Raw genomic sequence first — 13,967 nt, 5'->3', positions numbered from 1 at the left:
TTTTGTGGCACAGACTGCATGGCTTGTCCCATTGCTGCCGCTGGTTGCCTACGTGGTTCTGCTGGCACTCGGCCGACGCGTGCCGGAGTGGCTCGCAGCGGGCGTGTCGGTGGTCCTGACGTTCGTGTCGTTTTTGCTCAGCATCGCCATTTTCCGCGGCCTGGGCACGGGGCCGCAGGGCAGCGTCACGTACCAGTTCCACTGGTTATCCATCGGCTCGCGCACGATTGAGTTCGGCTGGCAGGTGACGCACCTCAATGCGCTGATGCTTGTGGTGGTCACGCTCGTGAGTACGTTGGTCCTGTTGTTTTCTAAAGGGTATATGCATGGAGACGAGCGGTTTCACGTGTTCTACCAGTACCTCAACTTGTTCGTCTTTTCGATGCTGGCGCTCGTGATTTCGCCGAACCTTTTGCAACTGTACATATTTTGGGAAATGGTTGGTCTTTGCTCGTACCTGCTGGTTGGGTTCTGGTTTTTCAAGCCGGAAGCCGCGCTGGCTGCCAAAAAGTCGTTTATCGTCACGCGCATCGGCGACGCCGGATTGTTTGTTGGCATTATCCTGCTGTTTCTGTCCGCCGGTTCATTCGACTATGACACCATCTTCCAGGCAGCGGCCAGCAACCACCTGGCGCTGGGCTGGATTTCCGGGAGCGGCCTTGTCACGCTGGCCTGCCTGCTCATCTTCCTGGGCGCGGTGGGCAAGTCGGCGCAGTTCCCGCTGCACGTCTGGCTGCCGGACGCAATGGAAGGTCCCACGCCAGTGTCGGCGTTGATTCACGCCGCGACGATGGTTGCGGCAGGCGTCTACTTGGTGGCGCGGGTGTATCCGCTGTTCGAACTCAGCCACACGGCCACCACCACGGTGGCGTGGATCGGCGGCATCACGGCGCTGCTTGCCGCCCTCATCGCGCCGACGCAGCGCGACATCAAGCGGGTCATCGCCTACTCGACGATTTCGCAGCTGGGCTACATGATGATGGCGCTTGGCGTTGGCGCCTACGCCTATGGTGTGTTCCATCTCATGACGCACGCGTTCTTCAAGGCGCTTTTGTTCCTGGCGGCTGGCTCTGTCATTCATGCCGTTGACACACAGGACCTGTTCGAGATGGGTGGCTTGTGGAAGAAGCTTCCGGTCACGACCTGGACGTTCCTGGCCGGTGCGCTCGCGCTGAGCGGCATCGTCCCGTTCGCCGGATTCTGGTCGAAGGATGACATTCTCGGCGCAGCGCTTTCCAGCGGGCATCCGGTCCTGTATTGGTTCGGCCTCATCGCGGCCTTCTTCACGGCCTTCTACATCTTCCGCGTGTTCTTCCTGACGTTCACCGGGGTGCCCCGAGACGAGAAGCGGTTTGAACACGCTCACGAAGGCAGCTGGGTGATGATGGTGCCGCTGGTCGTGCTCGGGGTGTTCGCCGTGATCGCCGGGTTCTTCAACAGTCCGTTGAACGGCTATGGGCTGGAGAAGTACCTGTTCAACGACTACGCTGCAGCACCAGGCGTGCTGCAGCAGGGCGCCGGGGCGGGCGCGCACGAAGTCGTCGCGACCATCGGCCAAGTCTTTCCAGAAAACATCGGCCTCATGGCCATCAGTGTCGGCGTGGGCCTGCTCGGCATTCTCCTGGCGGCGCTCATGTACTGGCGTCCGGTGATTCAGCCCGCCAAGATGGCATCGGCGCTGAAGTTCTTCTGGCTGGTGTCGAACCGCAAGTTCTACCTCGATGAAATTTATTACTACGTCGTCGTCGGGGGCGGAAAAGTCATTTCGGCCATCGTCTCCATTGTCGACCGCTACATCATTGACGGCCTGGTGAACCTCTTTGCCCGCTTGGGCTACATCATCGGCCTCGGCCTGAAGTACACCCAGACCGGGCAGGTCCAGGCGTACGGCGTGGTGGCGGCGTTCGGGTTGTTTCTGATTTTGGTCATCGCGATGTTCCACTTGGGAGGTGTCTTCTGACATGGGCATGATGTTCTGGCTGGTGCTCGCGCCGCTCATCGCAGCCGCGCTCATCCTCGTCCTGCCCAAAATGGGCGGACCCTTCTACAAGTTCATCGCGTTCGTCGGATCCGTCGTGCCGCTCGTCATGAGCCTGGCCGCCTGGGTGCAGTATTCGTCGTCCATCGGCGGCTTTCAGTTCGTGTCGAAGCTCACCTGGTTTACCCTGCCGAATCTGTGGCAAGGCAAGCCGCTCGTCATCGGCCTGACCTTTGGCGTCGACGGCCTCTCGCTGCCGCTTTTGACCCTGGCCGCGGTGGTGTCGACGGTGGCCGTCATCGCCGGCAAAGGGTCCATCGCCAGGGCGAAGGAGTACTATTTTTGGATCACGATGGTGTCCGCCGGCCTCTTCGGCGTCTTCGCGGCCCTGGACCTGTTCACGTTTCTGGCGGCCCTGGAGCTGTCGTTGTTCTCGACCTTCTTCCTGATTTACATCTTCGGGGAAAAGGGCCGGCAGAAAGCCGCCTTCAAGTTTCTGATTTACCGCGGCTTCGCCACGGTGGCCCTGCTGGTGGCGTTCATCGTGCTCGCCTACGCGGCGGTGGGCGGATTTGCGCCGACGAGCGCGATCGCGCAGGGAAGTGCCGGCACCGGCAGCCTGACGCTGAACATCCCGGCCCTCATCACCACAACCGGGCAGGCGTCGACAGCCATCTTCCCGAGCGCGGTGCGCCACACGATTTTCATCATGCTGCTGCTCGCGGTGTTCATTGAAGAAGCATTCGTGCCGTTTCACACCTGGCTGCCAACCACACACGAGCACGCGGACACGTCGACGAACATGCTGATTGGCGGTATTCTCACCAAGACCGGCGCCTACGTGTTGCTGCGCTTTGGTGTTGGCATGCTGCCGGGCGAGGTGCGGCACTACGGCGTGCTCATCGCGGTGCTGGGTGTCATCAACATCCTCTACGGCGGGTTTGCAGCGTGGGCCCAGAAAGACTGGCGGCGGCTGATTGCCTTCGGCAGTATCAGTCACATGGGGCTGGTGCTGCTCGGCATCGCGGCCTTGAACACCGCCGGGCTGCAGGGCGCGATGTTCATGCTGGTCTCTTCCGGCCTGTTGACGGCGCTCTTGTTCTTCTTGACCGGCAGCATCAAGGACCGTACACACACCGCCGAGATTGGTCAATTGGGCGGCCTCTCCAAGCGCATGCCGATGTTGTCCGGGTTTCTGCTCGTCGCGGCGCTCGGTTCGCTTGGGCTGCCCCTGACCAGCGGCTTCATCAGTGAAATTCAGGCCTTCATCGGCGGCTTCGGGACGTATCCGGGCATCTCCTTTGTCGGGGTGGTCGGCGTTATCCTGTCCGCCGTCTACCTGCTGTACGCGATGCAGAAGACGACGTTCGGCCCGACCGCCGAACGCTACGCTGCACTCGCGGACGCGCGGCCCCTGGAGTACGTACCGATCGTGATTCTGACAGGCCTGGTGCTCTTGGTGGGTGTGTACCCCGACGTGATTGGCCACTTGTTCGGCTTATCCGCACAGGCGCTGCTGAGGATTGGAGGGTAACCGATGGCGACTCAACTGGACATGTTGCACCAGCCGTACTTTGCCACGATGGGGCCGCTCATCGTCATTACCATCACTGCGTTCGTGGTCATGATTCTCGAGTTTATCGTGCGCCGCGGGGACAAACGCTGGTTGGCCGGGATTTCCATGCTCGGCGTCGCAGTGGCGCTGGTCGTGGCACTGCTGCAGTTCTCGGCACCGCAGGTGCTGGCGCTGAACACGATGATTGCCGATGCGTTCGGCAACCTCTTCAGCATCCTGCTGCTTATCTCCGCGCTGCTGATTCTCTTGTTCACGATTGACTACAGCGGTAAGCGGCGCGTCGCGGCAGAGCATACGTACCTCATTCTGTTTGGCCTGGCGGGTGCGCTGGCGATGTCGACGGCGATCGATCTCGTCACGCTCTATGTCGGCCTCGAGCTGCTCTCCATCTCGAGCTATGTGCTGGTGGCGGTCCGCAAGAGGTCGGTGCGCGCAGTCGAAGGCGGGGCGAAGTACCTCATCATGGGGTCTATCGGATCGGCCGTGCTGCTGTACGGCATGTCGTTCATCTATGGCATCGGCGGCACGACGAACCTGGATACGCTCGGTCAAAACGGGATGACGCTGTGGCAGCAATACCCGGCTGTGGTGGTGATGGCCTTCCTGCTCATGCTCGCTGGCATGGGGGTCAAGCTGTCGCTGGTCCCGTTCCACATGTGGACCCCGGACGCCTATGAAGGCGCGCCGGCGCCCGTCAGCTCCTTTTTGGCGACGCTCTCCAAAACGGCCGCCTTTGGCATGCTGGTTCGCATGATGCTCTATATTTTCAACGCGTCAGCACCGCACATCTTCTACTGGGCGGCCATTCTCGCGGCGGTCACCATGGTGGTCGGCAATTTCATTGCCCTGCCGCAGCGAAACATGAAGCGGCTGCTCGCCTTCTCCAGTGTGGCACAGGCGGGGTACGTGCTGGTTCCCTTTGCGCTGCTGGGGGCGGTCGACCCCGCGGGCAGCACCGCGCAGCTGAGTGACTGGGCGAGCGTCTTCACGAGCCTGTTGTTCTACTTGTTCGCTTACACGTTCATGACCATCGGCGCGTTCGCTGTGGTCCACGTGGTGTCCCACGCAACCCGCACGGTCGACGACGAAGCCCTCGTGGGCCTGTGGAAGCGTTCGCCGTGGCTGGCGATTGTGCTCACGATTTTTGTGATGTCGCTCGCCGGCGCCCCGCTGACCGGCGGCTTCATCGGGAAGTTCTATATCTTCACCGACACCATTCATCTGAAGGAAGCCTGGCTCGGCATCATCCTGTTCGGGACGAGTGTTGTGTCGTTCTTCTACTACTTCGGCTGGCTCAGGAAGGTATTCCGCTCGGACGTTGTGGTTGCGGCGTTGGAGCATGGCGGCGCGGCGGGAGACGGTGGTGGGTCGGGTGACGGCGGCGCGGCACCGGGGTCGGCTGGTCGGGCCGCGACCGCGGCTGTGGTGCTCCCGAAAATTCGCGTGAGTGCGGCGATGAACGCCTTGCTTGGTGTGTGTGCGGCTGCTACACTGGTGCTCGGATTTGTACCGGCGTCGCTGCTGCACGCCTTGCTCGAGGCGAAGTGGTTTTAGGCGGAGGGCTTGGTTCTGTGCGGCCGGTGGGGCGAGGCTCCAAATGCCCGCCCCCAAACGCCCCCAGCGCATCGGGCACAACTCTGCACGGAATGGTGGGAACATCGTGATCACGACATCGAACGCCGCAGCCAATATTGGATTGATGCACGTGATTGGGATGGACGCCTTGATGTTCATTGTGGCGTTCCTCTTCGGGATGTACATGACCTGGCGCGCCATCGGCATCCTGCGCTGGGACAAATTCACAGCCGATCCGTTCGGTGCCCAGGCGCGCCTCTTGCGGGTGCTCATCGGCATGGTGGGCGGGTTTTTGTTCGGCTTCGTGATCGCGATCTTCTTCCTGGCGACGCAACTGTTCAGCCAATTGTAACAGAATCGCTGGACACACGCGGCGCCGCCCAACTACAATCAATATGTCTGATTCCCCGACCTAGCAGTGGCTCCAGATTTCGACGAATCCTGACGATTTCCAACAGTGCGCAGCAGGAATCAGAATGGCAAACAGAGAAATGCTAAGGTGTGAATCTGTGGTACGGTACACGCTTTGCGGCATGAGCACGCTGGCTGGCACAGTCACCTCGGCACTGCCATCCGTTGAAGCATATCCAATTGCCCACAAGGGGGTACCCTCTGGAATTGGAGGGTTCCATCGAATGCTGTAAGGGCATCAAACCACCTATCCGGACGATCACGCTCTTTGGACGCGGCCTTTTCACGTCCACCGATCGCATCCAAGCAGTCCAGACGCAGTCGGCGAAACGCAGCACAGATCGGATGGAGCAATCGAAACACGGAGGTAGTCGAACTTGGCGAAAATCATCATTGAAGGCGGTCGGCGACTCGAGGGAAAAGTCCGCGTAAGCGGCGCCAAGAACGCTGTGCTCCCCATTCTCTCAGCGAGTATATTGGCATCATCCGGAGTCAGTGTGATTGAAGACGTCCCGTCATTATTGGACGTACAGAACATGATGGATACCGTGGCCGCGCTTGGCGCGACCGTTCAGGAGCGAAACGGCACCGTTCGGATCAATGCATCAACGATTCACAGCACGGAGCCGCCCTATGACCTGGTCCGGCGCATGCGCGCGTCGTTTACGGTGGCCGGACCCCTGCTGGCCCGATTCGGTGAGGCGAAAATCGCTTCACCCGGTGGCTGCAACATTGGACCGCGGCCCGTTGACCTGCATATTAAGGGCTTCGAAGCCATGGGCGCAAAGGCGCAAATTGTCGATGGCTGCGTACATTTGACGGCGCCGCACGGCCTGCACGGCGCGCGGATTTACCTGGACATTCCCAGCGTCGGCGCCACGCAGAACATCATGATGGCTGCGTGTCTGGCCAAAGGCCATACGATTATCGAAAACGCGGCGAAAGAACCGGAAAATGTCGATCTCGCCAATTACCTGAACGCGATGGGCGCCCACGTGCGGGGTGCGGGTACGGACACCATCCGCATCGACGGCGTGAAGTCGATGCAGGGCGCCACCCATACGGTGATTCCCGACCGCATTGAAGCAGGCACGTATCTCCTGGCGGGCGCGGTGATGGGCAACGGCGTGTACGTGGAGAATGCCGTGTCTGAACACGTGATGTCACTCATCGCGAAGCTGGAAGAAGCGGGAGCGCGCATCGAAGACGATGTGGCCGGAATCCGCGTTTGGCCCGTGGAGCGGGGCCGGCTGAAGGCGCTCGACGTCAAGACGCATTACTACCCGGCGTATCCAACCGACCTGCAGGCGCAAATCGTCGCCAGTCTGTCGACGGCCATCGGGACCAGCACCGTCACCGAAACGGTGTTTGAGAACCGATTCCTGCATGTTGCTGAGTTGCAGCGGATGGGGGCTGAAGTTAAAATCGAAGGCCGGACCGCCATCATTGAGGGTGTGGAGAAACTCTCCGGCGCTTCGGTCACAGCGACGGACTTGCGTGCGGGGGCCGCGCTGGTCATCGCCGGCTTGATGGCGGACGGGCTGACAGAGGTTCACGGGCTGCACCATATCGATCGCGGCTATGACAACCTGGTTTTCAAGCTGCAGTCGCTGGGTGCGCGCATCCGTCGCGTGGATGACGATGACCGTCCCCAGCTTCGCGTGGTTGCCTCTGTGTAATCCACGCGTACCGGGGCGCGCGCAATCGCTTCGTCGAACGCTCTCCACGTCGCGCTGCGCGGCCAGCGTAGCGGGCGAACCTGGCAAGGTATCAACCAGGCACCTCCGGCTTCCGGGGGTGCCTGTTCGCATTGCCTTTCGCCCTCTGCACCATGTGCCTCACAAGCCCCGCCGCGCTTTCGAATCTTCTCATAAACCCATTTTTTCTTCTTGCTTGCACGCGGCACGAATCGATTGAATGCGTTCCACGTGGCGTACAATAACGTCAGTTAAATGGAGAGGATAGATTCGGCATGCATGGAGAATGGCGCTGGATTCACCCTGTACTGGTGTGCCTGGCGGTGCTTGCTTTGATGATGGCCACCGTGAACTTTAGTGTCGTCAAGCGGGCCCTCGTCGGGCGGCCCATGAAATCGCGGGAGCTTAATCAGGCACACACAAAACTGATGTGGCTTGTCGCACTGCCTATTTTGGCCGCCGACTTGTACTCCTCCGTCGCATACGGACCGGAAGCTGGGATGACCGAGCTCGACCCGCTCGGGGCTGCCGCCAAATGGCTGGTTTTACCGATCACGACTGCCACTGTCCTCTTGCTGTGCATTCTCATTGTGTCTTATATGATGGGCGTGATCGCCTATCCGAGCGGAGGCGGCGCGTACGCGATTGCGAAAGACAACTTTCGCCGGCCGTGGGTGTCGCTGCTGGCGGCCAGCGCGCTGTTGGTGGACTACGTCTTGACGGTTGCCGTTTCCGTGTCTTCCGGCATCCAGACGATGGCCTCGTCCTACCCGGCCTTGACGCGTTTTGAAACAACGTTGTCTGTGGCCTGTATTGTTGTCATTCTACTGGTCAATCTGCGCGGCGTTTCCGAGTCTGCGAAGGTGTTCTCGCTGCCAACGCTGTTTTTCATGGTGTGCATGTTGTTCCTCATCGGCGTGGGGTTCGTGCATGAAGCCCGCCTTGGGCCCAGCATGCCGGCGGCACCTCCGTTTGGCAGTGTCCCGCGCGGATTGACAGTGCTGCTCTTGCTCAAAGCATTCAGTTCCGCTTGTTCATCGCTGACGGGCATCGAGACGATTTCCAACGCGGTGCCGATTTTTCGCGAGGGCAAAAACGGCGCGCTGAAAGCGTACGCCGTGCTCGGCGCCATCACCAGCATCACCCTGCTTGGCTTTGCGTACCTGCTGTACCGTGAAGGCATTGTGACCAACCCGCACAATACCATGCTCTCTGAATTGGTAGGCCGGTACTTTGGACATGGGCCCATCTATCAGGTCATCATTTGGGCGACGCTCGTCGTATTGATTCTGGCGGCGAACTCAACCTTCACCGGATTCCCGCAGCTTGCCGCGCTGGTGGCGAATGATGGATTCCTGCCGCGCGCGCTCAAACTGCGCGGCGACCGACTCGGTTATTCCAACGGCATGATTGTCCTGGCCACCCTGGCGACGTTGTTGGTGGAGGTGTTTCACGCGCAGACCAACGCACTCATCCCGCTGTACTCCATCGGGGTGTTCGTCGCCTTTACCCTCGCCCAATTGGGACTCGTCAAGTATTGGCTGAAGACCCGGGACAGAGGGTGGCGCGTCAAGCTCGTCATCAACGCGATTGGGGTCGTGGTGACCACCGTCGTTTGTTTCGTCGTCGCGGTGACCAAGTTTACCAGTGGGGCGTGGATGGTGCTCGTCGTGATCCCGCTCATGATTTCGATTGCCCTCAAAGTCCATAAGCACTACGAGGCCGTGGCCAAAGAGCTGCACATCGATTTGCAGGTCGACCGCCCCAAGAAGCACCGTGTGGTTGCAGTCGTGCTTGTGTCCGGCATCCACCGGGTGGCTATCGAAACGATCTCCTACGCACAGAGCACCTGCGAGCATGTCCTGGCGCTGTATATCGGGTTTGATGACGAGTCAATTGAGCGGATGGAGCAGAAGTGGCAGGAGTGGGGGTCGCCGTGTCGGTTGGTTGCGGTCAAAAACGAGTACCGCTCGCTCCTGCATCCACTGTCGCGGCTGATTCGCCGCTTGGAAGAACATGAAGGGGGCAAGCCCGACCACATCCAGCTCATCATTGGGCAATTTATTCCCAAGCGGTGGTGGGAAAACCTCTTGCACGTGCAGACGTCGCTGCTGATCCGCGCGTGGATGATTCGGCACAAAGACGTCGTGGTCGTCACCGTACCCTACCACCTGCAATCGTGATCGCGCTGCCGAGGCTTGCCCCCGGACGACGTTCTGGGGGGCTTCTCTGGGGGGCTTCTCTGGGGGCTTCTCTGCGGGGCGGGCCTTCCGATTGGGTCCTCGGGACCGCCTTCGTCACCGTTCGACAGGAATTTCCTGCTTCGATGGGCTATAATGGATGGCAACCGGGTGGCTTGGACAAAATCTGACGGGACGGCAGCATTCAGGTCCACCCATCATCGGGATCAGCAGATTGGCATGTGCTGAGGGGACCCATCAGGCGGATGTGCCACCGGGATCTGTCGGTGGGGCCATCAGGCGGATGTGCCACCGGGATCTGTCGGTGGGGCCATCAGGCGGATGTGCCATCGTCACCGCGCTTGGTGGTGGGGACCGGCGCCGAGATCCGTCATACGGAGGTTGATGACATGCAGCTGACAGAAGTGCTCAATCGGCAAATTGCGAACTGGACGGTCCTCTACGTGAAACTGCACAACTATCACTGGTATGTAACGGGACAACAGTTTTTCACATTGCACGCGAAATTCGAGGAATTGTACACGGAGGCGGCAACTCATATTGACGATCTCGCCGAGCGCCTGCTGGCCTTGGGCGGCAAGCCCATCGCGACGATGTCCGGAAGTCTGCAGGCTGCATCCGTGAAGGAGGCGTCCGGGAACGAAGACGCCAACCAGATGGTGAAGACCATCGTCGACGATTTCGGCGTCATGATTGGCGAGTTGAAGGAAGGCATGGCGCTCGCAGACGAGCAGAACGATGAGACGACAGGGGATATGCTGCTCGCGATCCACGCCAGCCTCGAGAAGCACGTGTGGATGCTGAACGCGTTCCTCGACTGAGACAGGGGGGAGGCGTGTGGCGGTGCGGGTGCCTGGCGGGCGCGAGGCGGGTTTGGCCCGGCCTGACCTGGGTCCGCGCCCGCCGTTGCCGGGCATTGCCATTGCCGGGCTCGCCATTGCCGGGCTCGCCGGCCACGCCAGGCCAGGCCCGCATAGGGCGCCTTTCCTACCTAAAGGGTGGTCCGGCGAGGCCGGCCCCCTACGACTTAGGGCGCCTTTTGTGCCTTAGGCGGCCGCCGTTCGGCGTGGACCCCACCGCATAGGGCACCTTTGCTACCTAAAGGGTGGTCCGGCGAGGCTGGCCCCTTCGATTTAGGGCGCCTTTTGTGCCTTAGGCGGCCGCCGTTCGGTGTGGTCCCCACCGCATAGGGCACCTTTTGTGCCTTAGGCGGCCGCCGTTCGGCGTGGTCCCCACCGCATAGGGCACCTTTTGTGCCTTAGGCGGCCGCCGTTCGGCGTGGTCCCCACCGCATAGGGCACCTTTGCTACCTAAACGGTGGTCCGGCGAGGCCGGCCCCTTCGATTTAGGGTACCTTTCCTACCTTAGGCGTCTGCCGTCCGGCGTGGACCCCGCCGCATAGGGCGCCTTTTCTGCCTTAGGCGGCCGCCGTTCGGTGTGGTCCCCGCCGCATAGGGCACCTTTGCTACCTAAACGGTGGTCCGGCGAGGCCGGCCTCTTCGACTTAGGGTACCTTTCCTGCCATAGGCAGCCGCAAACCGCACGCTGGTTCGGACTCCGCCCCGCCGGCCCCGCCAGCCCAGCCCTGTCCAGCCCCGTCCAGCCCGGCCACACCCCATACCCACTTCCGCAAGCCCATGTCTCTTCATTCATATCGCCCGGCTCGTCCGCATACCTGTGTAATAGACAAGCCTGCTCCGAGTGTCCAGCCGCAGGCCCGAGTGCCCAGCCGCAGGCCCGAGTGTCCAGCCGCAGGCCCGAGCACTCAGCCTGCTCCGAGCGCCCCGTCGCAGGCCCGAGTGCCAGGTGCACATCAACCGGGGCCGCATCCGCCAGCCACATATAGGAGCGCCCTGCAGTACGCCCGAGGCCTCGGCCCGCGGCTTTCAATCCAATCTCGATTTCGCCAGGAGGACCTGTCGCCAGGCTGACCGATCGGTTTCTTCATAGGAGGGATCCCGCTTGCCATTCCAGACTCACAAACGTTTCCGCCCTGTTCCCAGCCGCCAACGTGTGACCGTCTTCCCGCGGCTTCGCCCTCATCCACACACGGCGCCCGACGATGCGCGCGGCGGCGAGGCACGGACCTTGAATGCCCGGACCTTGAATGCCCCCACCTTGGAGGCCCCAACCTTCGTCGCGCGCCAAATCGACCGTTGGTTCCCTGATGGGGCGCCTCGGTGGACCCGCTGGATCCCGTGGCGAAACGGTATCGACCGCCCCACCCGCGTGGGTCGGGCCGTGGCCGCGGTCTTCACCGCGATTGTTGGGCTGCCCGCGCTCACCGCATGGGCGACACACCGAACGCCGCCCGACCAAATCAGTCGCTGGCTGAACAGCGCCGACGCGCAGACGACCGTCTCCGTCTACCGAATGAACAGCGGCACCGTCACGCGGTTGCCCCTAAACGACTACATCGTCAACGTGCTGGCGGCGGAACTTCCGCCGACCGCGCCGATGCCCGCCCTGCAGGCGGCGGCCGTGGCGAGCCGAACCTACGTGATCTACCTGATGACACACCAGGGCACCGGCGCAGAGACCTTCGCGGAGCGCCACGGGGCGGACGTGACCGACGACGGCCTGCTCGACCTCCCGTGGCTCACCGAAGCGCAGCAACAGCAGGTGTTCGGCGCGAACGACACCACCTACACCGCGCGTCTCCAACAAGCCGTGGCGTCGACCGACGGGGAAGTGCTGACCTACCAGGGCCAGCCCATCCCGGCGTTTCTGTTTGAACTGTCCCCCGGACGCACGCGCGACGCTTCGGCCGTCTTCGGGAAGTCGCTGCCGTACTTGCCGGTCGTCAATTGTCCGGACGATCGCGCCGTCCCCGCCGACCGCCAGACCCACACGTTCACCCCGGCCGATCTCGCCGCCCGCCTCAATCTCCCGGCGAAGGGGCTCAATCCAGCCGCGATCCACATCGCCGCCCGCGGCAAGGACGGGTTCGTGAGCACCGTGACGTACAATCCCGGCGCCACCAGCGGGACGGGTTCCTCCGCCGGGACCAGCGCTTCAACGAAGGCCTGGACAGGCACTGATTTCGCGAACATGCTGGGGCTGCCGTCGGCGGATTTCCAGCTGCAGGTGAACGGGGACACCCTGACGGTGCATACCCAGGGGGTCGGCACCGACATCGGAATGAGCTTGCATGAAGCGAGTGTCTACGCTGCGCGCGGCAAGCGTGCAGCGCAAATCCTGGCAGTCTTCTATCCAGGCACACAGATGACACAGGACACGCCATTCGTGGCAGGAAAGTAGACCGGCGCCACCGGGCGTGCGCTCCGGGCATTCTCTCCGCCGCGGCCACCGGGCGTGCGCTCCGGGCATTCTGTCGGCCGCGGTCATCGGCGTGATCCACACCGGGCTGCTCATCTCGGCGTAAAAACCCGATACCTATGGGAATCTTGCTTCTTTCAAATTGACTTTGAGTGCAGGTATAGATTGCGAAGTTCGTGGCGACACTGTCGTAATGAGGTGAACGCCACATGGATGAAAAGAAACATCCAAATCAACCGCAAACTGGTCAAGAGAAGCAAGAAACGGGGAAGGCACCCGAGGTGAAGCAGGAGGCGCCAAAAATGGCAACATCGCGCCGACTGTTCTCCAAGAAGTGGGTCTACCCGGCAATCTACCTGGGGGCGGCAGCACTGATCATCGGTTTGATGTACGTCAAGAGCCAGATGGGAGGTTCTTCGACCGTCACCACCACGTCGACCGGCGGCGACATGGGCAACAGCGCCGCAACGGGGCAGACGACGGGTCAAACCACGCAGCAGACCTTTGACTGGCCCGCACCACAGGGGACCAACCTTCAAGTTTCGCTGGGCTTCTTCCCGGTGAAGGGTACCCAGGAGGAGCAGGCCAAGGCGATGGTGAACTACGACAACGCCTGGTATCCGCATGAAGGGTACGACCTGAAGACGACGGACGGGTCCGCCTTCCAGGTGACCGCAGCTGCGGGCGGCAAAGTCACGCAAGTCACCAACGACAAACTTTATGGCGAGACCGTGATCATCGACAGCGGCAACGGCTACACGGAGCGCTATGAATCCTTGGGCTCGGTCCAGGTCAAAGTTGGCGACGTCGTGCAGCAGGGCCAGGTGATTGGCACAAGCGGTACCTGCCTGTTCGAGAAGAGCGCAGGTAACCATCTCTACTTCGCGGTGTACAAGGACGCGCAGCCGGTCGATCCGGCCACGGTTCTGCCGCAGCAGCAATAACCACGAGAGGACACGACGCTGCGGGTGCCGCGCCAACCCCACCCGCGGCGTCACCATCCGTCTCATCAGTGCGCCAAACGGCGGCGCCACCTCCGGTAGATTGACGAGGCTGTCCTGAGCCAGGGCACTGCAGCACGCAGGGTTCTCGCGGGGACGGCTTCTTTTTTGTGTTGTCACTGCACGACTCTATTGCCCGGATTTCGATATTATTTCCCGGCGAGAAAAAAAGAGATAGAAAGAGATATTGTAAAGAAACGAGTCCTGACAAGCTGTAATCCGGCAAAGCAAGGCATACCGTGTACACCC

At 61.4% G+C, this 13,967-nt stretch carries 10 protein-coding genes; 9 read left to right on the top strand and 1 reads right to left on the bottom strand.

The window, feature by feature from the left end:
* The first annotated feature begins 4 nt into the window (after window positions 1-4).
* From nuoL to JI721_RS05535, 7 genes are all read left to right on the top strand, one after another.
* Entirely contained in the window at window positions 5-1,960 is a 1,956-nt protein-coding gene (gene nuoL, locus JI721_RS05565; RefSeq protein ID WP_274457072.1) for an NADH-quinone oxidoreductase subunit L, read from the top strand.
* A 1-nt stretch (window position 1,961) separates the two neighbouring features.
* Window positions 1,962-3,512: a complex I subunit 4 family protein gene (locus JI721_RS05560; RefSeq protein WP_274457071.1), complete on the top strand. Its 1,551-nt coding sequence runs from the start codon at window positions 1,962-1,964 to the stop codon at window positions 3,510-3,512.
* A gap of 3 nt (window positions 3,513-3,515) precedes the next feature.
* Window positions 3,516-5,108, top strand: coding sequence for an NADH-quinone oxidoreductase subunit N (locus JI721_RS05555; protein WP_274457070.1), 1,593 nt, complete (start codon window positions 3,516-3,518; stop codon window positions 5,106-5,108).
* Window positions 5,109-5,214: 106 nt separating this feature from the next.
* Window positions 5,215-5,481: a DUF1146 domain-containing protein gene (locus JI721_RS05550; RefSeq protein WP_274457069.1), complete on the top strand. Its 267-nt coding sequence runs from the start codon at window positions 5,215-5,217 to the stop codon at window positions 5,479-5,481.
* Between the two features lie 436 nt (window positions 5,482-5,917).
* Window positions 5,918-7,219 carry a UDP-N-acetylglucosamine 1-carboxyvinyltransferase gene (gene murA, locus JI721_RS05545; protein ID WP_274457068.1) on the top strand — a complete coding sequence of 434 codons (1,302 nt, stop codon included), beginning with the start codon at window positions 5,918-5,920 and terminating at the stop codon, window positions 7,217-7,219.
* A gap of 293 nt (window positions 7,220-7,512) precedes the next feature.
* The gene (locus JI721_RS05540; protein WP_274457066.1) at window positions 7,513-9,420 is read left to right on the top strand and encodes an APC family permease; all 1,908 of its coding nucleotides are present in this window, start codon (window positions 7,513-7,515) and stop codon (window positions 9,418-9,420) included.
* 407 nt (window positions 9,421-9,827) lie between these two features.
* Window positions 9,828-10,259, top strand: a complete 432-nt coding sequence (locus JI721_RS05535) for a Dps family protein (protein ID WP_274457065.1) — start codon at window positions 9,828-9,830, stop codon at window positions 10,257-10,259.
* Window positions 10,260-10,942: 683 nt separating this feature from the next.
* On the opposite strand, the gene JI721_RS05530 is transcribed toward JI721_RS05535, so the two are convergent.
* Window positions 10,943-11,071, bottom strand: a complete 129-nt coding sequence (locus JI721_RS05530) for a hypothetical protein (RefSeq protein WP_274457064.1) — start codon at window positions 11,069-11,071, stop codon at window positions 10,943-10,945.
* A gap of 329 nt (window positions 11,072-11,400) precedes the next feature.
* Here JI721_RS05530 and JI721_RS05525 point away from each other — a divergent pair, with 329 nt between their 5' ends.
* Both JI721_RS05525 and JI721_RS05520 read left to right on the top strand, forming a co-directional pair.
* The gene (locus tag JI721_RS05525) at window positions 11,401-12,699 is read left to right on the top strand and encodes a SpoIID/LytB domain-containing protein (protein ID WP_274457063.1); all 1,299 of its coding nucleotides are present in this window, start codon (window positions 11,401-11,403) and stop codon (window positions 12,697-12,699) included.
* Window positions 12,700-12,926: 227 nt separating this feature from the next.
* The gene (locus tag JI721_RS05520) at window positions 12,927-13,661 is read left to right on the top strand and encodes a M23 family metallopeptidase (protein ID WP_274457062.1); all 735 of its coding nucleotides are present in this window, start codon (window positions 12,927-12,929) and stop codon (window positions 13,659-13,661) included.
* Window positions 13,662-13,967: the final 306 nt, after the last annotated feature.

The organism is Alicyclobacillus cycloheptanicus (assembly GCF_028751525.1).
In the GTDB taxonomy this organism is placed as follows: Bacteria; Bacillota; Bacilli; order Alicyclobacillales; family Alicyclobacillaceae; genus Alicyclobacillus_L; species Alicyclobacillus_L cycloheptanicus.
The sequence above is the reverse complement of the archived record's forward strand: the minus strand, read 5'-3'. Positions and strand labels throughout refer to the sequence as shown.

Bases quoted from the DNA above. Each gene is read 5' to 3' on its own strand.
- JI721_RS05560 (WP_274457071.1), top strand. From the start codon at position 1,962: ATGGGCATGATGTTCTGGCTGGTGCTCGCGCCGCTCATCGCAGCCGCG.
- JI721_RS05555 (WP_274457070.1), top strand. From the start codon at position 3,516: ATGGCGACTCAACTGGACATGTTGCACCAGCCGTACTTTGCCACGATG.
- JI721_RS05540 (WP_274457066.1), top strand. From the start codon at position 7,513: ATGCATGGAGAATGGCGCTGGATTCACCCTGTACTGGTGTGCCTGGCG.
- JI721_RS05535 (WP_274457065.1), top strand. From the start codon at position 9,828: ATGCAGCTGACAGAAGTGCTCAATCGGCAAATTGCGAACTGGACGGTC.
- JI721_RS05520 (WP_274457062.1), top strand. From the start codon at position 12,927: ATGGATGAAAAGAAACATCCAAATCAACCGCAAACTGGTCAAGAGAAG.